The organism is Candidatus Allofournierella excrementavium, assembly GCF_048526665.1.
GTDB classification, from domain to species: domain Bacteria; phylum Bacillota; class Clostridia; order Oscillospirales; family Ruminococcaceae; genus Allofournierella_A; species Allofournierella_A excrementavium.
This window is the reverse complement of the sequence record NZ_DBGFPE010000036.1, coordinates 26026-47658: the sequence shown is the minus strand read 5'-3', so window position 1 is coordinate 47658 and position 21633 is coordinate 26026. Positions and strand designations below refer to the sequence as shown.

18 protein-coding genes and 1 pseudogene are annotated in these 21633 nt (G+C 61.1%); 10 read left to right on the top strand and 9 right to left on the bottom strand.

Annotation, left to right across the window (positions count from 1 at the left end; translation table 11 throughout):
* Window positions 1-121 precede the first annotated feature (121 nt).
* Window positions 122-781 (bottom strand): RICIN domain-containing protein, encoded by a 660-nt coding sequence (locus ACMI1Q_RS09200; RefSeq protein WP_419503565.1) that lies wholly within the window; start codon window positions 779-781, stop codon window positions 122-124.
* Between the two features lie 142 nt (window positions 782-923).
* Here ACMI1Q_RS09200 and sfsA point away from each other — a divergent pair, with 142 nt between their 5' ends.
* Both sfsA and ACMI1Q_RS09190 read left to right on the top strand, forming a co-directional pair.
* Window positions 924-1619 (top strand): DNA/RNA nuclease SfsA, encoded by a 696-nt coding sequence (sfsA, locus tag ACMI1Q_RS09195; protein ID WP_419503564.1) that lies wholly within the window; start codon window positions 924-926, stop codon window positions 1617-1619.
* Window positions 1620-1622: 3 nt separating this feature from the next.
* Window positions 1623-2366 carry a heparan-alpha-glucosaminide N-acetyltransferase gene (locus tag ACMI1Q_RS09190; RefSeq protein ID WP_419503563.1) on the top strand — a complete coding sequence of 248 codons (744 nt, stop codon included), beginning with the start codon at window positions 1623-1625 and terminating at the stop codon, window positions 2364-2366.
* A 45-nt stretch (window positions 2367-2411) separates the two neighbouring features.
* On the opposite strand, the gene ACMI1Q_RS09185 is transcribed toward ACMI1Q_RS09190, so the two are convergent.
* Window positions 2412-3344 (bottom strand): calcium/sodium antiporter, encoded by a 933-nt coding sequence (locus tag ACMI1Q_RS09185; RefSeq protein ID WP_419503562.1) that lies wholly within the window; start codon window positions 3342-3344, stop codon window positions 2412-2414.
* 34 nt (window positions 3345-3378) lie between these two features.
* Entirely contained in the window at window positions 3379-7329 is a 3951-nt protein-coding gene (locus ACMI1Q_RS09180) for an efflux RND transporter permease subunit (protein ID WP_419503561.1), read from the bottom strand.
* A 288-nt stretch (window positions 7330-7617) separates the two neighbouring features.
* Between ACMI1Q_RS09180 and ACMI1Q_RS09175 the strand changes: the two genes are divergently transcribed.
* Window positions 7618-8988 carry an MATE family efflux transporter gene (locus ACMI1Q_RS09175; RefSeq protein WP_419503560.1) on the top strand — a complete coding sequence of 457 codons (1371 nt, stop codon included), beginning with the start codon at window positions 7618-7620 and terminating at the stop codon, window positions 8986-8988.
* A 36-nt stretch (window positions 8989-9024) separates the two neighbouring features.
* Here the strand turns inward: ACMI1Q_RS09175 and catA are convergent.
* From catA to ACMI1Q_RS09160, 3 genes and pseudogenes are all read right to left on the bottom strand, one after another.
* Window positions 9025-9657, bottom strand: a pseudogene (catA, locus tag ACMI1Q_RS09170) (type A chloramphenicol O-acetyltransferase).
* Complete coding sequence (locus tag ACMI1Q_RS09165) at window positions 9654-11024, bottom strand: NAD(P)H-dependent oxidoreductase (protein ID WP_419503559.1); 1371 nt, start codon at window positions 11022-11024, stop codon at window positions 9654-9656. The pseudogene catA and the gene ACMI1Q_RS09165 overlap by 4 nt, the downstream one beginning before the upstream one ends.
* Window positions 11021-11572 (bottom strand): helix-turn-helix transcriptional regulator, encoded by a 552-nt coding sequence (locus tag ACMI1Q_RS09160; RefSeq protein ID WP_419503558.1) that lies wholly within the window; start codon window positions 11570-11572, stop codon window positions 11021-11023. Before ACMI1Q_RS09160 ends, ACMI1Q_RS09165 begins: the two co-directional genes overlap by 4 nt.
* A gap of 209 nt (window positions 11573-11781) precedes the next feature.
* On the opposite strand from ACMI1Q_RS09160, the gene ACMI1Q_RS09155 reads away from it, so the two are divergent.
* Complete coding sequence (locus ACMI1Q_RS09155; protein WP_419503557.1) at window positions 11782-12003, top strand: hypothetical protein; 222 nt, start codon at window positions 11782-11784, stop codon at window positions 12001-12003.
* Window positions 12004-12152: 149 nt separating this feature from the next.
* Window positions 12153-13247 carry a helix-turn-helix domain-containing protein gene (locus tag ACMI1Q_RS09150; RefSeq protein ID WP_419503556.1) on the top strand — a complete coding sequence of 365 codons (1095 nt, stop codon included), beginning with the start codon at window positions 12153-12155 and terminating at the stop codon, window positions 13245-13247.
* Window positions 13248-13300: 53 nt separating this feature from the next.
* On the opposite strand, the gene ACMI1Q_RS09145 is transcribed toward ACMI1Q_RS09150, so the two are convergent.
* Entirely contained in the window at window positions 13301-13699 is a 399-nt protein-coding gene (locus tag ACMI1Q_RS09145; RefSeq protein WP_394981046.1) for a MerR family transcriptional regulator, read from the bottom strand.
* Between the two features lie 137 nt (window positions 13700-13836).
* Here ACMI1Q_RS09145 and ACMI1Q_RS09140 point away from each other — a divergent pair, with 137 nt between their 5' ends.
* The 3 genes from ACMI1Q_RS09140 (at window position 13837) to ACMI1Q_RS09130 (ending at window position 16057) form a co-directional block, all read left to right on the top strand.
* Window positions 13837-14715 carry an aldo/keto reductase gene (locus ACMI1Q_RS09140; RefSeq protein WP_419503555.1) on the top strand — a complete coding sequence of 293 codons (879 nt, stop codon included), beginning with the start codon at window positions 13837-13839 and terminating at the stop codon, window positions 14713-14715.
* A gap of 27 nt (window positions 14716-14742) precedes the next feature.
* Entirely contained in the window at window positions 14743-15303 is a 561-nt protein-coding gene (locus ACMI1Q_RS09135; RefSeq protein WP_419503554.1) for a flavin reductase family protein, read from the top strand.
* Window positions 15304-15367: 64 nt separating this feature from the next.
* Window positions 15368-16057 carry a sigma-70 family RNA polymerase sigma factor gene (locus ACMI1Q_RS09130; RefSeq protein ID WP_330056956.1) on the top strand — a complete coding sequence of 230 codons (690 nt, stop codon included), beginning with the start codon at window positions 15368-15370 and terminating at the stop codon, window positions 16055-16057.
* A 49-nt stretch (window positions 16058-16106) separates the two neighbouring features.
* On the opposite strand, the gene ACMI1Q_RS09125 is transcribed toward ACMI1Q_RS09130, so the two are convergent.
* Both ACMI1Q_RS09125 and ACMI1Q_RS09120 read right to left on the bottom strand, forming a co-directional pair.
* Window positions 16107-17066 (bottom strand): D-2-hydroxyacid dehydrogenase, encoded by a 960-nt coding sequence (locus tag ACMI1Q_RS09125; RefSeq protein ID WP_419503553.1) that lies wholly within the window; start codon window positions 17064-17066, stop codon window positions 16107-16109.
* Between the two features lie 283 nt (window positions 17067-17349).
* On the bottom strand, window positions 17350-18192 hold the full coding sequence (locus tag ACMI1Q_RS09120; protein WP_270912812.1) for a helix-turn-helix domain-containing protein: 843 nt from the start codon (window positions 18190-18192) through the stop codon (window positions 17350-17352).
* A gap of 668 nt (window positions 18193-18860) precedes the next feature.
* On the opposite strand from ACMI1Q_RS09120, the gene ACMI1Q_RS09115 reads away from it, so the two are divergent.
* The gene (locus tag ACMI1Q_RS09115) at window positions 18861-19037 is read left to right on the top strand and encodes an LLM class flavin-dependent oxidoreductase (RefSeq protein WP_270912913.1); all 177 of its coding nucleotides are present in this window, start codon (window positions 18861-18863) and stop codon (window positions 19035-19037) included.
* A gap of 88 nt (window positions 19038-19125) precedes the next feature.
* Window positions 19126-21633: a UvrD-helicase domain-containing protein gene (locus ACMI1Q_RS09110; protein ID WP_419503552.1), complete on the top strand. Its 2508-nt coding sequence runs from the start codon at window positions 19126-19128 to the stop codon at window positions 21631-21633.

Here is a 21633-nt window from a genome sequence, read left to right as displayed (position 1 = left end):
CGGCGGGGGTATGGGGGCATGATACCACAAAACGGCCCCGGCCACCGTAGCAAAGTCACCGACGGGGCCGGAAAAGCCCCCGGCAGGCAGGCTGCCGGGGGCTTTGGTTCGGCGGTTTGGTTTATTTGCCGGCCTTCTTGGCGGCGGGCTTGGCGGCCGCGGTCTTCTTGGCGGGCTCGGCCTTGGCGGCGGGCTTCGCGGCCTCGGCCTTCTTGGCAGGCTCGGCCTTGGCGGCGGGCTTCGCAGCCTCGGCCTTCTTGGCGGGAGCGGCCTTCTTGACGGCGGGCTTCTTGGCAGCCGGCTTCTTCGCGGCGGGCTTCTTGGCGGCCTTGGCCTCGGCCACGGTCCAGGTCTGGTTCTCGCCGCCCACGTCCTGCCAGATCTGCAGGCGGGCGCCGTTCTCCTGGTTCATGCCCACCACGTCCAGGCACTTGCCGGACAGGTTGGACTTGATCTTCACCCGGCCGTCGCCGGTGGATTCCAGCACCCACAGCTGGCTGGAACCGCTGGCGCCCTCCCACTGGTGGACCCAGGTGCCGTCCACCACGCCGCCGGCGATCAGGTCCAGCATCTTGCCGGTGAAGCGGTTGCAGATGCGGTAGACGCCGTCGCCCGCGCGCACGAAGCTCCACTGCTGCCACTCCTCGCCGGCGTAGTCCCACAGCTGGATGGCGGCGCCGTTCTCGGTGTTGTAGTCGGCGACCTCCACGACCTTGCCATTGGCGGCGGTGATGGTATAATATTTATCAGCACTGATCACGGTTTGAGCAGTCTTTTTCATATGAATGTCCTCCATTCCTTTTCACATGTTTCCCCCATTCGGAAACCTTGCATTTTATTATAGCACCACAGCGAAATCCGTCAAGCAAAACGGCCTAAAATGCCGTTTTGCGACGCAAACTGCACCATGAAAGGGTCTTTTTATGACATACGAGCGCATTCGAACGGCACAGTTCCTTCTGCGGGAGAACCGCTTCACCGCCCAGGTGCTTCTGGACGGCGCGCCGGTGCGGGTGCACGTGAAGAACACCGGCCGCTGCGCCGAGCTGCTGACGCCGAACGCCACGGTGTATCTGGCAGGGGCGGAGAATCCCGCCCGCAAGACCGCCTGGGACCTGGTGGCAGTGGAAAAGGGACCGCTGCTCATCAACATGGACTCCGCCGCCCCCAACAAGGCCGCCGGCGAGTGGCTGGCCGCCGGGGGGCTGGGAGAGCTTTCGGGCCTGCGGGCGGAATACACCGTGGGGGATTCCCGCTTCGACTTCTACGCTTCGCGCGGCGGCGCGCCGCTGCTGGTGGAGGTGAAGGGCTGCACCCTGGAAGAGGACGGCGTGGCCGCCTTCCCCGACGCGCCCACCCTGCGGGGCCTGAAGCATGTGCGGGAGCTGACCGCGCTGGCCGCCGGGGGCTGGCAGTGCTGCGTGCTGGTGGTCATCCAGATAAAGGGGGTGCGGCTGTTCCGCCCCAACTGGGCCACCCAGCCCGCCTTTGGCCGGGCGCTGGCCGAGGCACAGGCCGCCGGGGTGCAGCTGCTGGCCATGGACTGCCGGGTCACGCCGGACAGCATGGTGCTGGACGCGCCGGTGCCCATCGACCTGACCCCGCCAAAAGGAGTGTGAGCCATGGCTGTTGCACAAAAGACCCGCTACCGCTGGCTGGACATCCTGCGCGGCGCGGCGGTGGTGAACATGGTGGCCTTCCATTTCTGCTATGACTGGTTCGAGGTGTTCGGCCGCCTGCCGGGCTGGTACTTCCTCTGGCCCAGCCGCCTTTGGCAGCAGGCCATCTGCTGCACCTTCATCCTCACCGCCGGGTTCTCCGCTCATCTCGGCCGCCGGGCCCTGCGCCACGGCCTCATCCTGAACCTGTGCGGCCTTGCGGTGAGCGCGGTGACGCTGCTGGCCCTGCCCAGCGAGGCGGTGCGCTTCGGCATCCTGAACCTGCTGGGCTGCGCGGTGCTTCTGGCCTGGCTTTTGCGCCCTGCGCTGGAAAAGCTGCCCGCCGCCGCGGGGCTTTGCGCAAGTCTCTTTCTCTTTGCCCTCACCCGCCATCTGCCGGAAGGGTATCTGGGGCTTTTGGGGCTGTGGCGGCTGGAACTGCCCGCCGGGCTCTACCGCTGGAACGCCCTGGCCTTTCTGGGCCTGCCGGGGCCGACCTTCACCAGCAGCGACTACTTCCCGCTGGCGCCCTGGTTTTTCCTGTTCCTCGCCGGGTGGTTCCTCTGCCGGCTGGCCCGTCCCCGGCTGGACGGATTTCTTCCCCGCCTTGCCTGCCCGCCGCTGGAATGGGTCGGGCGGCACAGCCTGGGGCTTTATCTCATCCATCAGCCGGTGTGCATGGCGGTGTGCTTGCTGCTGAATATTTGAACAAAAACCGGGCAGACACGTTTTTGACGTGTCCGCCCGGTCTTTTTATGCGTTGACGATGAGGTAGGCGGTGTAGGCCACATAGGCCAGCAGGCCCGCCGCGCCCATGGGCTTGGTCATCCGGCCCTTGATGCGGCACCAGATGAACAGCGCCGCGGTGAGCACCGTCATGATGATGCCGTCCACCAGAACGCCCCGGGCGCTCTCGATGGGGGTCAGGGCGCTGGACGCGCCCAGGATGAACAGGATGTTGAAGATGCAGGAGCCCACGGCGTTGCCCAGGGCAAGGCCGCTTTCGCCCTTGCGGGCGGCCACGATGCTGGTGGCCAGCTCCGGCAGGCTGGTGCCCACCGCCACGATGGTCAGACCGATGAGGGTCTGGGAGAGGCCCAGCGCGGCGGCGATGTTGCTGGCGCTGTCCACCACCAGATCGCCGCCCCAGATGATGGCCGCCATGCCCAGCAGGATGAAGGCGATGCACCGCAGCAGGCTGACCGGTTCCTCCTCGCTTTCCGGGGTGCGGGAGGCCAGGGCCTGCACCACGGTGAGGGCGATGTAGGCGGCCATCAGGCCCAGCATCACGATGCCCTCCCAGCGCTGGAGGGTGTCGTCCCACATGAAGAACACCAGCAGGGCGCTGGCGCCGATGCACACCGGGAAATCGCGCACCATCAGCTCCTTGTCGGGCACAAAGCTCATCATCAGGGCACAGACGCAGGCCACCACCATCAGGTTGAAGATGTTGGAGCCGATGACGTTGCCCAGGCTCAGGCCGTTGTTGCCGGTGAGGCCGGCGGTGATGGACACCGAGGCCTCCGGCAGGCTGGTGCCCATGGCCACCACGGTGAGGCCGATGACCACACCGGGCACCCGCAGGCGGCGGGCCACGCCGGAGGAACCATCCACAAAGAAGTCCGCGCCTTTGACCAGCAGCACAAAGCCGACCACCAGCACAAGGCAGTTGAGAAGCATCGCCATTGTTGTTGACATCCTTTCTTTTGGGCGGCGGGGGTCAGTCCTCGTCGTCCACGTCGATCTTTTTCATGGGTTTGCGGAACAGAAGGTCATAGAACACCGGCACGATGAAGAGGGTGAGCAGGGTGGCGTAGCCAAGGCCGCCCATGGTGACCAGCGCCATGGGTTTGGACAGCTCGGCTCCCATGCCGGTGCTGAAGGCCATGGTGCTCATGGCCAGGATGGTGGTGAGGGCGGTCATCAGGATGGGCCGCATGCGGGTCTTGCCGGTCTCGATGAGGGCGGCGCGCTTTTCCATGCCCTCCAGCCGCAGCTGGTTGGCATAGTCCACAAAGACGATGCCGTTGTTCACCACAACGCCCGCCAGGATGAGGAAGCCCAGCATGGAGATGACCGAGAGGGGCAGCCCGGCGATCCACAAAGCGCCCAGGCCGCCGGTGAAGGCCAGCGGCATGGTGAGCATCACGATGAAGGGGCCCAGCAGGCTCTGGAACTGAGCCACCATGATCATGTAGATGAACACCACCGCCAGCAGGATCATCAGCACCAGATCCTGCATGGCGTCCGCCACCGACTGGGTCTCGCCGCCCACCTCAAGGGTGTAGCCGTCCGGCATATCGTAGCTGTCCAGCGTGGGCTGGATCTCGCGGCTGATGAGGGTGGCATTATAGCCCTCCTTCACCGCCGCGCTCACGGTCATGTACCGCTGCTGGTTCTCCCGGTTCACCGCCGCAAGGCTGAGGTCGTCTTTCAGGCTGGCGAACTCGGAGAGGGTGTGGGTCTCAGGTTCCGCGTCGGGGCCGGTGCCGGCCACCTCGAACTCGTAGTTCATCAGGGTGTCCCGGTCAAGGCGGCCCCGCTCGTCCGCCACCACCACCTCGTAATCCTCGGCCCCCACCGTGAGGGTGGTGGAGGTGGTCTCGGTGGTCAGGGCGGAGGCCAGCTCGCTGTAAATTTGCGCCACCGTGAGCCCGCAGCGCATGGCGGCGTCCTTGTCCACCACCAGCCGCAGCTGGGGCGTGCCCTCCTCCTGGCCGTTGGTGGGCTCTTCCAGCCCTTCCACGCCCCGGAGGATGTCCATCAGATCGTGGGTGATGCGGTTGAGTTCGTCCACGTCCGGGCCGCGGACGATGAGCTCCACGCCGCTGCCGCCCAGCACCGACATGTCCATGCTGGAGGTGGTCACGCTCACCTCGCAGCCGGGCAGCTGGCCGGAAAGGGCGGCAAGGTCGTCGGCGGCCTTTTCGCTGTCGGCGTTTTCGTCCAGCACCAGATAGAAGCTCATGCTCTCCACGGTGTCGGAGGCGGCCGCGCCGCCCATGCCCATCATGCTCATGCCGGTGCCGCCGTCCATGGCGCCCACCGTCTCCACGCCCTCCACCTGCTGCATCAGCGCCATGGCCTCATCGGTGAGGGCGTAGGCGTCGGCGCGCTTGGTGTCTTCGGGCAGGGTGAGGGTGGCGCTGATCTGGTTGGCGCTCATGCTGGGGATGAACTCCATGCCCATCTGGGTGGTGTGCCAGATGCACAGCGCCAGCAGGGCGGTGGCCAGCGTCAGGGGCACCGCCTTGAACCGCAGGCAGAAGTCCAACGCCCGCTCATAGCCTTCCAGCGCCTTGTCAAACCAGGGATGGCGCTTTTCCCTGCTCTGGCGCAGCATGGTGGCGCTGAGGGTGGGCACCAGGGTGAGGGCCACGATGAGGCTGGCCAGCAGCGAATAGGCGATGGTGAGGCCCATGTCCACAAAGAGCTGGCGAGTGAGGCCGTCGGTGAAGACGATGGGCAGGAACACGCAGACGGTGGTGAGGGTGGAGGCCGCGATGGCCCCGCTCACCTGCTTTGCGCCCCGCACGGCGGCTTTGGCCGCGGGCACGCCCTGGCTGCGCAGACGGTAGATGTTCTCCACCACCACGATGGAGTTGTCCACCAGCATGCCGACGCCCAGGGCAAGGCCCGAGAGGCTTATCATGTTGAGGGTGACGCCGGAGAAGTACATCAGCACCACGGCGAACATCAGGCTGATGGGGATGCTGAAGGCCACCACCAGGGTGGGGCGCAGGTCCTTGAGGAAGAGAGCCAGCACCAGCACCGCCAGCACCGCGCCCCAGCCGAGGTTGGAGAGCACCGAGTCCACCGTCATCTGGATGTAAACGCCCTGGTCCATCAGCGGGGTGATGCGCAGGCCGGGGTATTTGGCTTCCAGCTCCTCAATGGCCTCGTTCACCGTTTTGGACACTTCGCTGGTGGAGGCGGTGGATGCCTTCTGGATGCTCACCGCCACCGCCGGGTTGCCGTTCATGCGGGCGTAGCTTTCGCCGGAGTTGTCGATGACCGTCACATCGGCCACGTCGGACAGGCGCACATCGCCCACGTCCCCCGCGTCCATGTGCAGCAGCAGAGCGTTCTCCACTTCCTCCACGCTGGAAAAAGCGTCGCCCACCTTCAAAAGGTACTGGTCCTCGCCCTGGTAGAGGTAGCCGGCGGGCATGGCGAAGTTCTGGGCCATGACCAGATTGGCCACCATCTCCTTGGTGAGCAGCTGGCTCATGTCCGCCTGTTCCAGGGCCGCCTTCCGGGCGTCCTCGAACTGCTCCTGGGCGTCCTCCAGCTGGGCCTCGCCCTCCTTGAGGGCGCTCTCGGCGGCGGCCAGCTGGGCCGAGGCGCTGCCGAAGCCCGCCGCGGCCAGGATCTTGCCCTCCTCCAGCTTCTTGTAGGCCTCCTGGGCCTTTTCCACCCCGGCCTTTGCCTGCTCGGCCATCGCCTTGGCGGCGATGAGCTCGGTGTTCAGGTCGGCCAGAGCCGCTTCGATCTGGTCAAGGCGGGCGCTCGGGTCCTCCGCGTTGCTGCCCACCATGGCCAGCATGCTTTTCAGGCTGTCCTGGGTGAGGGCGGCCATCTGCCCGGCCATGGGGCCCTGGCTCAGCAGCGTCTTCATTTTTTCAAAGTCGGCGGCGGGCATTTCGGCCGCCTCTTGCACGCTGGCCGGAAGGCTGGCGGGCAGGTCCAGGCCCGGGAACATATCCGGCGCCGCGCTCCACGCGGCGTACAGTTCTTCGTAGCTGCCGAACAGGCCGCCCATCTGCTCCAGCAGCGTGCTCTCCAGCCCGGCGAAGGCCGCGTTCAGCATGCTGTAGCCTTCCAGGGCTTTCTGCTCCCCTTCCAGCGCGGCCTTGCTGGCCTCCAGGGCGGTCTGCTGACTGGCCAGGGCCTGGGCCTGGGCGATGGCGGAATCCAGCTGGGCGCTGGCGTCGGCCAGTTCGGCGGCGGTGTCGCCCTGCTGGTTTTCCAGGGCGTTCTTGCCGCTCTCCAGCTCGGCGCGGCCGTCCTCCACCTTTTTCTGCGCGTCGTCCAGCTCGGCTTTGGCGTCCGCCAGTTCCTCATCCACGCTGGCCAGCACCTTGGTGTTGATGGCCTCGATTTTCTCCTCGTTGAGGCGTATCTCCACGCTCTTTTCCACAAGGCCGGTGCCGCTGACGCTGGCCACGCCCGCCTGCCGCTCGAAGGCGGGGATGACCGTCTCGGAGGCGAAATCGGTGAGCTGGTAAACGTCCATGCCCTCCATGTCCACCGCGGCGATCATCACCGGCAGCATGTCCGGCGAAATCTGCAGCAGCATGGGGTTGCCGGCGGTGTCCGGCAGAGCGCCCCGCACCTGGTCCACCGCGGTGGACAGGTTGACCATGGCGCTGTCCATATTGGTGCCGCCGTCGAACTCCAGCACCACGGTGCTCACGTTCTCGGAGGAGGTGCTGGTGACATTGGCCACACCGTTCACGGTGCCCAGGCCCGCCTCCAGCGGCGCGGTGATCTGGCTTTCCACCTGCTCGGGGCTTGCGCCGGGCATGGTGGTGACCACCACCACATAGGGCAGTTCCATGGCGGGCAGCAGGTCGGTGACCATGTTCATGAAGCTGATGACGCCCAGAACGATCACCATCACCACCGCCACCACCACGGTGTAGGGTTTTTTGACGCAGTATTTCGACATAGACTCACTCTTTCTTTTGAAAAGGGAACGGGCGCGCCGCTCCCTTGGCACGCAAATTACAGTATAGTCTTTTTGGGTTGAAAAGGCAATCTGAGAAGGCGGGAAACTCCTGCCCCAAAATGTAAAATTTGTCCCGTGATTTGACGGGCATGTTATGATAAAAAAGAACGATACGAAAACAAGAGGGGCGGAACGCGCGCCGCAGATGCGCCGCGCAGTATCCGCCGGGGCCGGCGGGCCGGGCGCAAAGCCCCCCGCCGCACATTTTTTCAAGGGGGGCAATCGAATATGCAGAATTCCGCCGGCGCGTCCAGCGCTCAGTTCATCAAGATGACCCAGACGCCCATTCCGAAGCTCATCGTCACCCTGGCCGTCCCCACGGTGGCCAGCATGCTGGTGAGTTCCATCTACAACCTGGCGGACACCTTTTTCGTGGGCCAGCTGAAAAGCAACAGCGCCACCGGCGCGGTGGGCGTTGTGTTCAGCCTGATGGCCATTCTCCAGGCCTTCGGCTTCATGGTGGGCATGGGCTCGGGCAGCGTCATCAGCCGCCTGCTGGGCCAGCAGGAGGGGCAGAAGGCCAGCCACATCGCCTCCATGGGCTTTTTCACCTCGCTGGGCTGCGGCGCGCTGCTGGGCGTCGGGGGCCTCATCTTTCTGGAGCCGCTGATGCGCCTTCTGGGCGCGACGGACACCATCCTGCCCTACGCCTGCGACTACGGGCGCTACATCCTGGCGGCCGCGCCGCTGATGTGCGCCAGCTTCACCATGAACAACATGCTGCGCTATGAGGGCAAGGCCGCCTTTGCCATGATCGGCCTGACCACCGGCGGCATTCTGAACATCCTGCTGGACCCGCTGTTCATCTTTGTGTTCGACATGGGCATCGCGGGCGCGGCGCTGGCCACGGCTCTTTCCCAGTGCGTGAGCTTCTGCCTTCTGCTGGCGATGTTCCTTGTGGGCAAAAGCCAGCTGCGCCTTTCGGTGCGGCTCATCGGGCGGGACCTGCCCGGCCTCAAAAACATCCTGGCCTGCGGTCTGCCCAGCTTTGCCCGTCAGGCGCTGGCCAGCGTGGCCACCGCTCTTCTGAACTGGCAGGCGGGCCAGTGCGGCGGCGACGCCGCCGTGGCCGCCATGAGCGTTGTGGGGCGCATCTTCATGTTCGTGTTCGCGGTGATGCTGGGCATCGGCCAGGGCTTCCAGCCGGTGGCGGGCTACAATTACGGCGCGGGCAAATTCAACCGCCTGCGGCAGGCCTTCCGCTTCACCCTGCTGCTGGGCGAAGGCTGCATCTGCGTGGTGGCGCTGGGCACCTTTTTGGCCGCGCCCTGGCTCATCCAGGCCTTCCGCAACGACCCGCAGGTCATCGAGATCGGGGTGCTGGCCTGCCGGCTGCAGTGCTGCGCCATGCTGCTGGTGCCGCTGGGCACCTGCGCCAACATGCTGTTCCAGAGCACCGGCCAGAGCACCTCGGCCACCTTTTTGTCCAGCCTGCGGCAGGGGCTCTATTACCTGCCGCTGATGCTGGTGCTGCCGCTGGTCATCGGGCTGCGGGGCGTGCAGATCGCCCAGCCCCTGGCGGACGTGCTCACCTTTATCACCAGCGTGCCCTTCCTGGTGCGGTTCTTCGCCCAGCTGCCCCGGCAGGACAGGAAATGATCTTCTCCCCCGGCCTTTCACCGGCCGGGGGCTTTTTTATGCCTCTTCCCGGTCCAGCCGCGCCTGCAGCTCGTTCACCAGCCGGCACAAATGGAACCCGTCGCAGACGGCGTGGTGCACCTGCACCGCCAGCGGCATCAGCACCCGGCCCTCCCGCTCGTAAAAGCGGCCCATGGTGAAGATGGGCGCGAGGTAGTCATAGCCCTTTTCCAGGTTCAGGTTGAACCCCTCGAAGGACGCCCAGGGCAGCATGGACACCGGGAAGGTGTTGGGCGGAGTGCCGGGCTTTGCCTCCATGGCATGGCAGCCGCCGAATTCCTCCTTGTCCCGCAGCCATGCCGCGAGGAACGCCTCGTAAGAGGGGTCGTACCCGGTCCAGAGGTTGGAGAAGGTCTGGCTGTCCTCGTGGAACACGGTGTAGCAGGGATGGACAACGTCGTAAAATCCCGGCCGGCCCGCTTCGTCCAGCGCCATGCGGAACTCCCGGTGGGCGTTCACCACCGCGGCGATGTGGTGCAGCATGGCGGGATAGAACTTTTTGCCGCCTGCCCGCAGGCGGGTGATGTCCAGCGTGAAGGTGGCGCTGTAGGTGCAGGGCACGCGGGTGAGATAGTGCTCAAAGTGCTCCCGGCGGGGCCACTATTCCAGGTCGATGGGTGTGAAATTCATTGTTTTGCTCCTTTTTCCGCTTCGGCCTTCGCCGCCTCCGCCACCTTGCGGTAGGGGCCCACGATGGCCTCGGTCATTTTTCCTTTCGCCTGCTTTTGCACCGCGGGCACCGCCAGCAGCGCCCCCACCAGCTGCATCTGCAAAATGCGCTTTTTCTGCTTCTGGGGGAAATCATAAGCCCCGTGGGCCTTGTAGAATTTGTGGTCGGCCTTCATCATGCCCCGCATCACATAGATGAGGTCCCGGAAAATCTTGCTGCCGCCCACGCCGTAGAAGTTGGCCGGGCGGGAGAGGCCCTTTTCCAGCGCGAAGGCGAGGTTTGCCGCCAGCGCGGCGATGTCCGCCGCCGTGTCGGCCTCGTCGGTGGCCACACCCGCAAGATAGTTGCCGCCCACCTCGGCCCGGGCTTCCAGCACCATCCGCAGGTTGGGCTCATTCCGATAGTCGCCCTGCACGAGATAGGCCACCGGCCTGCCCTGGGTCACCGCCCGGTGGCCGTTGCAGAACTGCCGGTCGTCGTAGCACTTGAACAGCGACCCGGCGGAGTGGCCGGAAACGGAAAATGCATAAACAAAAGCGTCGGCGGTCTGGACGGTGCCCCGCAGGAAGTCGTCGAAGCCGTCTTTATAGACGCACTTGCCGGTGACGGCGCAGTTCATGCACCCCAGGCACCCGCCCGCGAAGGGGAAGTCCCGCAGGTTTATCACCCGGCTGGCATGGGGCAGAGCGGCCCGGAAATCGGCGATCATGGCGGCAAGGCCCGCGTTTTCGGGGGCGCAGTCGGTCACGATGACCACGTCTTTGTCCCCTGTTTTGGGCGTTTCGGGCAGGGCGGCGCGGTAAGCCGGCCGCGCCGGGGCGCAGGCGGCGGGCGGCGGCGTGACAAAGAGGCCGTGCTCGCAGGCGAAAACCAGCTGGTCGAAGAAGTCCCGAGCCTGCCGGCGGCCCTTTTCGCTCAGCAGGTCCTCCATGTCCGCCGAGAGGCCCCGCACCGGCTTCATCCCCAGGTCAAAGCAGTTCTCCTCCACCCAGCGGTGGGCGGTCACGTCGTAGAAGTGTTTGGAGGTGGTGATCTGGCTGGCGAATTTGCCCGCAAGGTCCGGCTCGCTCTCCTTCATCAGCTCCACAAAGCGGTGCAGCTGATAGGGCGCGAGGAAGGTGTAGACCGGGTAGCAGAAGAGCACCAGGTCCGCCTTTTCCAGCGCGGCGCGGGCGAGGGCAAAATCCTTTTCGTAGCTTTTGATGCGCACCCCCACCGGCAGGTATTCAAAGGTGTGCTCCGGGTGCAGCGCCTCCAGATACAGCGCCGTGTGCAGCGTGGCGGAGGCCTTGCCCTTGGGGCTGCCGTTCAGCACGAGAATGTTCATTCCTCTTCCTCCAATTCTTTTAAAAGGCGGCTGTACCACTGCCGCTCAAATTCGGCGGCGGCGATGCCGTACTCGATGGTGCAGCCCTGAAAGCGAAAGACCTCGTCCCAGTTCTGCCCGGGGGGCAGCGGCCCGGCCTGGGCTTTGCGGAACTGCTCCCGGATGGCGGCGAGCACCGCCTGCGTCTCCTCCATCTGGCGGATGTAGTCCCGGATGGCGGCGGCGCGCTGGGCGGGCTGGGCCAGCCCCAGGAAGAACAGCCGGGCCAGCTCCATGTTCTTCACCTTTCCCGCCTGCATGGGCCGGGCCACCCAGGCCTCAAAGGCCTGCCGCCCCGCCGGGGTGATGGAAAAGGTCTTTTTGCGCCGGCGGCCCTCCACGGTCTCGGCTGCGGCGATGCGGCCCTCCGTTTCCAACTTGGTCAGGGCGGTCTGCACGCTGCCCGCGCTGGAAGAGCAGATGAGGGCCAGGTTCTGCTTGATGAACCGCTGCAGCTCGTAGCCGGTCATGGGCGCGAGAAGCAGCAGCCCCAGGATGAGATACTCCATGGCGGCCTCCTCGATATGTCTAATAGAGAGATTATACTTCCTCCGCTTTTCGCCGTCAAGAAAACGGGCGGAACTGGCAGGTTTGGTTGGTGGCCTTTTTCCGCCGGGGTGGTATACTGGCAAAGAAACAATGCGTATGCCGGCGTTTTGCCGACGCCCGGGAACATTCTGGCCCGGGTGTGGCAGGGCCGCGTTTGAAAGGAGAAGGAATGGACTATTCCAAAGAACAGCTGACCGAGGCCCGCCGCCAGATCGACTCCACCGTGCACAAGCTGCGCCAGACGGTGCTCACGCTGGAGGCCAAGGGCGACCCGGCCCGCTGCAAATCCCAGCTCACCCTGGCGCGGCGGCGCATCGAGGCTTTCTGCCTCGCCGGCGAGCTCATCGGCCGGGAACTGGACAAGCTGGAACAGGCCGCGCCCGGCGAATGAACGCCGGGCGCTTTTTTCAGAACTTGAGCGCCGTTCAGAAAAATCTGCCCGGCACTTGAATCCGCCTCTCTTGGCGCACAGCGCACCGTGGGGTACAATAAAGGCAGAAAAAAGCGCGCGCAAACGGAACAAAGAGAGGACGACGCTTTATGGAACAGACCAACACCTTGAAGATGGGCTCCACCATCGCCGCTCTGCGCAAAAGCCGGGGGCTGACCCAGGAGCAGCTGGCGGCGCTGGTGGGAGTGAGCGGCCCGGCGGTGAGCAAGTGGGAGACCGACGCCTCCTGCCCGGACGTGGCGCTGCTGTGCCCCCTGGCGCGGGCGCTGAACACCACCGTGGACGCCCTTTTGCAATTCGAGGCCGCCCTGACCGACGAGGAAGTGGCGCGGCAGATCAACGCGCTGATGGAAACTCTGCCCCAAAAGGGGGCCGATGCCTGCGAGGAGGAGCTGCGGCGGCTGGTGTGCCGCTGGCCCGGCTGCACCGCCCTGCAATTCAACGCGGCCATGGTGTGCGACGGCTTTGAGATGTTCTTCCCCGACGCGCAGCCGGAGCAGAAGGCCCGCTGGCGCGCCCTCAAGAGGGAACTGCTGGAGCGGGTGCGCGCCTCGGGCACGGCGGCCTACTGGCAGGCGGCCACCATCCAGCTGGCTGGTCTGGCGCTGGCGGAGGACGATCCGGACCGGGCCGAAGCCCTGCTGGACGAGTTGCCCGAGCACCCGGGGGACGCCACCGCCGTGCGGGCGCTTTTGTACCGCAAGCGCGGGCAGGAGCAAGAGGCCCAAAAGCTGCTTCAGACGCAGCTTTACGCGGCGGTGAGCAAGGCGATGACCACCCTTTCCTTCCTGCTGGGCAGCGAAAAAGAGCCCCGCCGCCAGGAAAAGATGGTGGGGGTCTACCGCGCGCTGGCGGGCACCTTCGGACTGGCCGACCTGAGCGAGGGCTTTCTGGTGGAGGCGCACCGAAAGGCCGGCGAATGGGACAAGGCCGCCGAGCATTTCTCCCGCTATGTGGACCAGCTTCTTTCTCCCCTGCCCCGGCCGGACCCGGACCTCTTCGCCCCGGCGCTGGACTGCGAAGCAAAGCCCGGCGACGTTTTTCCCTCCGGGATGCGCCGCGTGCTGCTGGAGGGCATGCGCCGGGAGATGCTGGAGGACCTCCAGGGGGAGACGGGCGAGCCGGAACTGTGGCAGCATCCCGCGTTTGCCGCCGCTTTAAAAAGGCTGGAAGAGAGCCTGTGAGGCGCTTTTTCATAAAGAGGCCCCCGCGGGCTGAAAGCCTGCGGGGGTCCCTTTTATTTTTGGGGCAGAAGGTTGCTCACATAGGGTCTGCGCCCTGCCAACACCTCGTCGTAGAAGGCCTGTTTGCTGTCCAGATATTCCAGCGCGCTTTGCAGCCGGGCCATCTCCTCTTCCAGCGCCTTGCGCCGCTCGGCCAGAATGACCTTGCGCTCCGGGATGGACGCCTCCCCCCGCAGGCACAGCTGCACATAGTGCTGCATCTCCTTGATGCTCAGCCCGCAGCGGCGCAGGCAGCCCAGCCCCTCCAGCCAGGCCAGGTCCCGCTCGTCGAACACCCGGCGGTTACCGCCGTCCCGCTTGACGTTGGGCACAAGGCCCTGGTTGCAGTAGAACTTCAGCGTCTCGTAGTTCAGGCCGGTCCGCTGGCAGACCTCTTTCATGGAATAGAGCATGGGGCCCTCTCCTTTCGCACTTTCTTCACAAACGGGGGCTTGACCGGTAGTAACTACCGGGTGCTACACTGAGGATACCACATCCCCCGGCGCGGTGCAAGGGGGAGCAGATGTGCGCAGAAACGGAGGAAAATGCGATGGAATACACGACTCTTTCCAACGGGGTGAAGATGCCCATGGTGGGCTACGGCGTTTATCAGGTGAGCCCGCAGGAGTGCGAGCGCTGCGTGCTGGACGCGCTGGGCGCGGGCTACCGCTCGCTGGACACCGCCCAAAGCTATTTCAACGAGGCGCAGGTGGGCAGCGCCATCCGCAGATCCGGCGTGCCGCGGGAGGATATTTTTCTGACCACCAAGGTGTGGGTGGAGCACTACGGCCAGCAGGCCGCCCGGGCCTCGGTGCTGGATTCCATGGAGAAGCTGGGCGTGGACTATCTGGACCTGGTGCTGCTGCACCAGCCCTTTGCCGACTATTACGGCGCGTGGCGCGCGCTGGAAGAACTTTATGACGAAGGGCGGGTGAGGGCCATCGGCGTGTCCAACTTTTATCCGGACCGGCTTGTGGACCTGGCCATCTTTGCCCGCATCCGCCCCATGGTGAACCAGGTGGAGATCCATCCCTATCACCAGCAGGCCGAGGCCTTGAAATGGATGGAAAAGTACGGCGTGCAGCCGGAAGCCTGGGCCCCCTTCGGCGAGGGCCGGGGCGGCCTGTTCACCCACCCGGTGCTGACGGACATCGGCCGCCGCCACGGCAGGACCGCCGCCCAGGTCATGCTGCGCTGGCATTTGCAGCGCGGGGTGGTGGTCATCCCCAAGTCCACCCATGTGGAGCGCATGCGGGAGAATCTGGACGTGTTCGGTTTTTTCCTCAGCCGGGAGGAGATGGAGGCCATCGCGGCGCTGGACAAAAAACAGAGCGCGTTTTTCTCCCATCAGGACCCGAATATGGTAGAATGGTTCGTAGAGATGGTGGAGCAGCGCCGCGGCCGGCAGGGCGGCTCCGCAGCGGAATGACGCCGGCCACAAGGAGGAACGAGACCCATGCGCAAAAATTTTGGAGCAAAACCCTGGACCTATCCCCAGCCGGTGTTCATTCTGGCCAGCTGGAACGAGGACGGCACCGCCGACGCCATGAACGCCGCCTGGGGCGGCGTGAGCGATGACAAAGAGCTTTCCTTCTGCATCAGCGCCGGGCACAAGACCACTGCCAACATCCTGGCCCGGAAGGCCTTCACCGTGAGCATGGCCACCGCGGACCAGATGGCCGCCTGCGACTATGTGGGCATCGAGTCGGGCAACAAGGTGCCGGACAAGGTGGCAAAGGCGGGCTGGCACGTCACCCCCTCGCCCTTTGTGGACGCGCCCCTCATCGACGAGCTGCCCATGGCAGTGGAGTGCCGTCTGGTGAGCTACGACCCGGAGAGCTGCCGCCTGGTGGGCGAAGTGGTGAACGTGAGCGCCGACGAGGCGGTGCTGGACGAGGCCGGCCGCATCGACCCGGCCAAGCTGCGGCCCATCACCTTCGACCCCATCCACAACCTTTACCGCACGCTGGGCGAGACCGCCGGCCGCGCCTTCCACGACGGGCTGCAGCTGAAATAAGCCCCGCGCCCCGGCATACAGGACCGCCCTCCCGCCATACCTTTATGGCAGGGAGGGTTGTTTTATGTTTGGGGTATTTTTCAGCTTTATCGCTTCGCACATTCTGTATCTGGCGCTGCATCTGGAGACGGGCAGCTTTCCCCGCCCGCTGACGCCGCGGCAGGAGGTGGAGGCCTTTGCCGCCTTCAAGGCGGGGGACATGGCCGCCCGGGACCGCATCATCCGCCACAACCTGCGGCTGGTGGCCCACGTGGTGAAGAAATACTATTCCCTGCCCGGCGACGCGGAGGACCTCATCAGCATCGGCACCATCGGGCTCATCAAGGCGGTGAACAGCTTCGACAACACAAAGCAGGCCCGCTTTTCCACCTACGCTTCCCGCTGCATCGACAACGAGGTGCGCATGAGCTTCCGCAAGCAGAAGAAGGCCCCCGCCACCGTGAGCATGAACGAGCCCATCGAGGCGGGCAAGGACGGCAGCGCCCTGACGGTGATCGACGTGGTGCCGGACGATTTTCTTTTGGACGAGGACTGCGAGCGCCGGGACGAGACCGCCCGTCTGCGGCAGCTGGTGGACGGCCTTTCGGGGCGGCAGCGGCAGGTGGTGCTGCTGCGCTACGGCCTCTCCGGCCAGCCGCCCATGACCCAGCAGGAGGTGGCCGACCTTCTGGGCATCAGCCGCAGCTACATCAGCCGCATCGAAAAGGCGGCAGTGCTCTCGCTGCGCCAGTCGCTGCTGGAGCAGGAACGATAATGCGGAAAGGGCCCCCGCCGGAAACCGGCGGGGGCGCTTTTTCGGTGCTTCACAGGTTGACGGCGTTGACGGTCCTGCCCGCCAGAAAACTGCGCAGGTTTTCCACCGCCGTGTCCATCAGGCGCTGGCGGGCGGCCTTTGCCCCCCAGGCCATGTGGGGGGTGAGGATGCAGTTCGGCGCGCCCAGCAAGGGGTTGTCAGCCCGGATGGGCTCGGCGCTCACCACGTCCAGCGCGGCCCCCGCCACCCGTCCGCTTTTGAGGGCGGCGGCCAGGTCCGCCTCGTTCACCAGCGGGCCCCGGGCGGTGTTCAGCAGCAGCACCCCCGGCTTCATGGCGGTGATGGCCTGCCGGTCGATCATGCCGGCATTCTGGGCGGTGAGGGGGCAGTGGAGGCTGACCACGTCCGCCGCGGCAAACAGCTCTTCCAGGGTCACCGCCTCGGCGCCGTCCTCCAGGGGGCCGGGGGCCAGGTGCGGCCCATAGGCCAGCACCTTCATGCCGAAGGCCCGGGCGATGCGCGCCGCCGCCCGGCCGATGCGCCCGTAGCCCACCACGCCGAAGACAAGGCCCGCCAGTTCCCGCTGGGGGGTGTTCCAATAGCAGAAATCCGTCTTCTGGCACCACTCGCCGTCGTGCACGCCCCGGCTGTGGTCTCCCACCCGGTGGCACAGCTCCAGCAGCAGGGCAAAGGTGAACTGGGCCACCGCCTCGGCGCCGTAGTCCGGCACGTTGCACACCGGGATGCCCCTTGCCGCCGCGGCGGCGGTGTCCACCACATTGTAGCCGGTGGCCAGCACCCCGATGTAGCGCAGGTCCGGGCAGGCGGCCAGCGTGGCGGCGGTGATGGGGGTCTTGTTCACCAGCACCGCCCCGGCCCCCGCCATGCGGGGCAGGATGAGCTGGGGCGGGGTGCGGTCGTAATACTCGAACTCGCCCAGCGCCTCAAAGCCCTGCCAGCCCAGGTCCCCCGGGTCGAGGGCATGGCCGTCCATCACCACTATTTTCATCTTCGCTTCATCCCTTTCGCGGCGTTTTTTTCATTGTAGCACAAAGGTGGAGCGAGAAAAAGCCGCCTCGCTAGATTTACTATTTGTATATTTTCTCCATTATTCTACAAAATCATCGGTATACAGGCGGTTTTGGGGACAAAAAATCCCCCTGCCTTGGGACAGGTGCTCATAAGAAAGTGATTTGAAAGAATTACGATTATGGCATCTGTCAGGCAGGATTGGGCAACGAAGAAATACGCCGTATTCAGCAGATTTTGCTGGATACGGCGTATTTTCTTGCCTATTTACGCTTTCTTTTTCCTTTCCCGTGTGTCATGCTGGCCCTGCCACGCTGGCTTATGGGGCTTTTCATGTGCTTTGATAACCGCAGTATCTCAATCAGCGTGATAAACTGCTCCTTTGTGATGGCATCATAGTCAATGCCGAAAGTCGCCAGAAACGCCCGCGCCTTCTTTTCGTCGCTGCTGCCTTCAAAGTTCATGGCGATCTGCAACTGCTGCTGGGCTTGTGCAGCGGCGGATGGCTCGTCTGCTGTTGTGCTGTCGGTTTTGTGGGCTTCCCGAATATCGCGGAGTATCCCTGTCAGGCTATCTGCAACCACATGACCGAAGTATTCTTCCTCCGACACCTGCGACAATTCCAGTGTGCGGAGATAGAGATCGTTCGCACTATCCTCTCGCTTTGCCAGCACCATTTGACGCACGGCTTCCAGCACGGCGTTCATGTCGTTGATCCGCATATCTGCAATGCGGTCAACATAGATTTCCGCATCCAGCATCAAACGCTGAAAATCTTTGTGGCAGATCAGCTCCGACAGCAGCCGGTGGTTAAACTGTCCATTCTTCAACACCTCAATCGCACCATCACCCAAATGCAGGGCTTCCAGCTCTGTGTTTGGGTGATTTTTTGTTTCCGTCAATCCCATTAAGTAATCGGCGGATACCCCATAGAACTTTGCCAGCGCCGCGATGCTGAACGGACTAATGTCCTTAAAATCGTCTGTCTCATATTTGCCGAGGGCAGCACGGGAAATCCCCGTTGCCTCGGACAGTTGCTCCAGCGTTAGACCGCGCTCTGTCCGCAAATCTTTAAGCCGCTCCGGGATTGTCAGCTTGATGTTCATATCCACGCCCCCTCTCGTTCTGCTTCCCATTATAGCACAGATTTCTATAAGCGTGGAAATTTCCGCTTTTCGCACCTATTTTCCAACCTCTTGGATATACGGGAACAGGCCCGATTTTTCGTTAAACTGTACTTGTCGGGAGACAACAGTACCTTGAAAATTATATGACCGTCCGAATGGGATACCCCCGGCAGGGGAAGCAGCGCCATGACCCCATGTGTTTGAAAGCACGGGGGAGCGTGCCAATGCCGGAATACGCCGCTGAGAAGGCAGGGGCAGGAACGGCATTCGGGAAGGACGGCGAAAATGCAGCGATATTTTCAAATGAAGTGAAAACAGCGAAAAATCTGGCGTTTTCACATTGATAACGCCATCAAAGAACGATACGCCAGGCAGCGATGCGAGTACGCTGTTCGGCGTACAACTTTCCTACTCCGCGAAAATCCATGCGGAACAGTGAAACCGAAGCCTGACAGTTGTGAACAGGGCTTCGCATACGGCAGAGGAAACAGTTAGTCGCATACCATTATCCATTGCCCAGCGATGAACCCAGTACGCTCATCAGCGCACCGGCTTCATCATTGGGCAAACGAAAAAAGGAGGGCAAAACTGTGAAAAGCAAAGAGATTTACCGAAACGAAATCAAATCGTACATCATCCGGGCGGGCATGACCATGAGCGAGGCCGTGGAAATTTTGGCCGATGAATACGTTTGGAGCAGCAGCGTCCCGAATCTGTCCGACAAACTGAAGCGCGGCAGCTTGCGCTACGGCGAGGCGGTGGAGCTGGCCGATGTACTGGGGTATAATATTGTTTGGGAAAAGCGCGGAAAGGATGGGAGATAATTGCTTCCACAAATTATAATCGGTAGAAATATTCGCTCTTAAGTGATATAATTATTTTTAAAATAGAGAAATTGAAGGAGGCGTTGTCGTGGACTTTTGGAGTAAGATGCTATCAAATATTGCAGATGCAGTTCTTCCAAAAGATTTGGATGATGACGCACTTCTTATGCAAATGGACGAGGCTCTGCAAGAAGAAAAGAGTTTATGGCATTCGCAGCAACAATTCCTAGATCCTTGCGTAGTTAAAAATTTTCAGGAAAAATGGTATTCGGCATATTGTACTGCGGAAAAGAAAACACATGGCTTATTATTCTCTATTGGTTTATCTGGCCGCAAAATTCGCAATGTTGCTCCTCGGTTTATTGAAATTTATGAGCAGCTCCCATCCAAATTGCAAGCACATAACAACCAGTTGGCAAGTCAAAAAGCGGCGGATGCAGCGAAACTGATTTTACCCGTAGAGGGGAAAATGCTTGACGAACAACAACTTCGATGTATCACAAAGGAAGTCCACAATCATCTTGTTCTTGCCGGGGCAGGGACTGGAAAAACCACTACCATCATCGGCTATGTCAAATATCTTCTGAAAAAGAAAATCTGTATGCCGGACGACATTTTAGTTCTGTCATTTACCAACGCATCTGCCGCAGAAATGAGTGAACGATTAAACAAAGAAATTGGCAGACCGATTCATGCACAGACATTCCATAAATTGGGGTTAGATATTATTGCGTCTGTGCAAGGGAAAAAGCCCAAAATTTATTCCTCTGACATTCGTCAATTTGTCAGAAAGCAGTTGGATATGCTGACACAAGACTTGGGCTATTTGAGAAAATTGTGCGTGTATCTGACTTATAATGGAGTAGAGCAGAAGTCCGAGTTTGATTTTGAAACGGAGGAAGAATACCGCTCTTATCTGAAATATAATCCACCAATAACACTAAAAAAAGAAACAGTGAAAAGCTATGGCGAGTTGGATATTGCCAATTTCCTGACGCAAAATGGAATTACTTATGTGTATGAGCAGGAATACCCGATTGATACGAGAACTTCTGAGTTTGGGCAATACTACCCTGATTTTTATCTTCCTAACTTTGACGTATATATAGAATATTTCGGTATTAACCGTCAAGGAGAGGTTCCAGCCTATTTCTCTGGGAAAAACGGAATGTCAGCAGCTCAAGCATATCAGGAGGGGATCAAATGGAAACGCGAGTTACATCGAAAAAATGGTACGCGAATGATCGAAGTCTACGCCTATGAAAAATTTGAAGAACAGCTTTTGCCCAGATTAGAGGAACGACTTAAAAAGGCGGGTGTTGTATTTACACCAATGTCTCCCAAAGATATGTGGTCGGAAATCAGCGGCACAGAAAACCAAAAACTTGACCGAGTCGCAGAATTGTTTGGAACAGTCATTACTTTGACTAAAAGCAATAATTGTTCACTCGACGAAGTGCGCAGTAGAAATCATAGTCTTAGGAATTTCCCTAGTATTGATGCTGTTATAGATTTAATTGAGCCGATCTATAACAATTATCAAACCATGCTTCAGGCCCGCAACGAAATTGATTTTAATGATATGATCAATTTGGCTTCTGACTATGTTCAGCGAGGGCAATTTATCCACTCATACAATTATGTTATCGTCGATGAATATCAGGATATTTCTCAGGCTCGCTATCGTCTGCTTGCTGAAATGCGCCAGCAAAAAGATTACCACCTGTTCTGCGTGGGCGATGACTGGCAAAGCATTTACCGGTTTAGTGGCAGTGATATTGGATTTATTCTCCATTTTGAAAAATATTGGGGTGCTTCGGAAATAAGTCGTATCGAAACAACCTACCGTTTCCCTCAAAGTTTGATCTCTGTTAGCAGTAGTTTCATTATGAAGAACCCCGAGCAAAAAAGGAAGCGATTAAAAAGTGCCGTAGCGGATCACAGTTTCTCAATGGAGAAAATCACGGGATATACAGATGCGTATTCTGTTGAGTTCCTTGCTGAAAGGCTCAAAGAATTGCCAAAGGGAAGTTCAGTATTATTCCTTGGGAGATACCGATTTGATATAAAAATTCTGGATGGGCAGCGCCAGTTTTCATATCAGTATAGCACTGCGCTTGGGAGAACAGAAGTTACTTTTGCTAGACGCCCTGACTTGCAAATTTCTTTCATGACAATACATAGCTCAAAGGGGCTACAAGCTGATTATGTGTTCTTACTGAATAATAAGGCACACGGCATGGGCTTCCCAAGCCAAATTGCTGATGCTCCTATTTTGCAGCTTCTTCTTGATAACTGTGATCATTATCCGTTTGCAGAAGAACGCCGGCTGTTCTATGTTGCGATAACGAGAGCAAAAAAGAAGGTCTGGCTTGTCACACTCAAAGGGAACGAGTCGGTTTTCATAAAAGAAGTTGATGAAGTTCATGGAGATGATATGCGCAAAGAACAATATACTTGCCCTTTGTGCGGCGGTCGCCTTGTTCGCAGAAGCGGTCCCTATGGTGACTTTTTCGGATGTTCAAATTATAAAACTAAGGGATGTCGCTATATAAGAAATATTAGCAAGCGTAAGGCTCAAAAAGCAGACAAGTAG

What these genes read in the sequence shown, in the direction of transcription:
- ACMI1Q_RS09200 (WP_419503565.1), bottom strand. Translation starts at nt 781, where the DNA reads ATGAAAAAGACTGCTCAAACCGTGATCAGTGCTGATAAATATTATACC.
- sfsA (WP_419503564.1), top strand. Translation starts at nt 924, where the DNA reads ATGACATACGAGCGCATTCGAACGGCACAGTTCCTTCTGCGGGAGAAC.
- ACMI1Q_RS09190 (WP_419503563.1), top strand. Translation starts at nt 1,623, where the DNA reads ATGGCTGTTGCACAAAAGACCCGCTACCGCTGGCTGGACATCCTGCGC.
- ACMI1Q_RS09185 (WP_419503562.1), bottom strand. Translation starts at nt 3,344, where the DNA reads ATGGCGATGCTTCTCAACTGCCTTGTGCTGGTGGTCGGCTTTGTGCTG.
- ACMI1Q_RS09180 (WP_419503561.1), bottom strand. Translation starts at nt 7,329, where the DNA reads ATGTCGAAATACTGCGTCAAAAAACCCTACACCGTGGTGGTGGCGGTG.
- ACMI1Q_RS09175 (WP_419503560.1), top strand. Translation starts at nt 7,618, where the DNA reads ATGCAGAATTCCGCCGGCGCGTCCAGCGCTCAGTTCATCAAGATGACC.
- ACMI1Q_RS09165 (WP_419503559.1), bottom strand. Translation starts at nt 11,024, where the DNA reads ATGAACATTCTCGTGCTGAACGGCAGCCCCAAGGGCAAGGCCTCCGCC.
- ACMI1Q_RS09160 (WP_419503558.1), bottom strand. Translation starts at nt 11,572, where the DNA reads ATGGAGTATCTCATCCTGGGGCTGCTGCTTCTCGCGCCCATGACCGGC.
- ACMI1Q_RS09155 (WP_419503557.1), top strand. Translation starts at nt 11,782, where the DNA reads ATGGACTATTCCAAAGAACAGCTGACCGAGGCCCGCCGCCAGATCGAC.
- ACMI1Q_RS09150 (WP_419503556.1), top strand. Translation starts at nt 12,153, where the DNA reads ATGGAACAGACCAACACCTTGAAGATGGGCTCCACCATCGCCGCTCTG.
- ACMI1Q_RS09145 (WP_394981046.1), bottom strand. Translation starts at nt 13,699, where the DNA reads ATGCTCTATTCCATGAAAGAGGTCTGCCAGCGGACCGGCCTGAACTAC.
- ACMI1Q_RS09140 (WP_419503555.1), top strand. Translation starts at nt 13,837, where the DNA reads ATGGAATACACGACTCTTTCCAACGGGGTGAAGATGCCCATGGTGGGC.
- ACMI1Q_RS09135 (WP_419503554.1), top strand. Translation starts at nt 14,743, where the DNA reads ATGCGCAAAAATTTTGGAGCAAAACCCTGGACCTATCCCCAGCCGGTG.
- ACMI1Q_RS09130 (WP_330056956.1), top strand. Translation starts at nt 15,368, where the DNA reads ATGTTTGGGGTATTTTTCAGCTTTATCGCTTCGCACATTCTGTATCTG.
- ACMI1Q_RS09125 (WP_419503553.1), bottom strand. Translation starts at nt 17,066, where the DNA reads ATGAAAATAGTGGTGATGGACGGCCATGCCCTCGACCCGGGGGACCTG.
- ACMI1Q_RS09120 (WP_270912812.1), bottom strand. Translation starts at nt 18,192, where the DNA reads ATGAACATCAAGCTGACAATCCCGGAGCGGCTTAAAGATTTGCGGACA.
- ACMI1Q_RS09115 (WP_270912913.1), top strand. Translation starts at nt 18,861, where the DNA reads ATGACCATGAGCGAGGCCGTGGAAATTTTGGCCGATGAATACGTTTGG.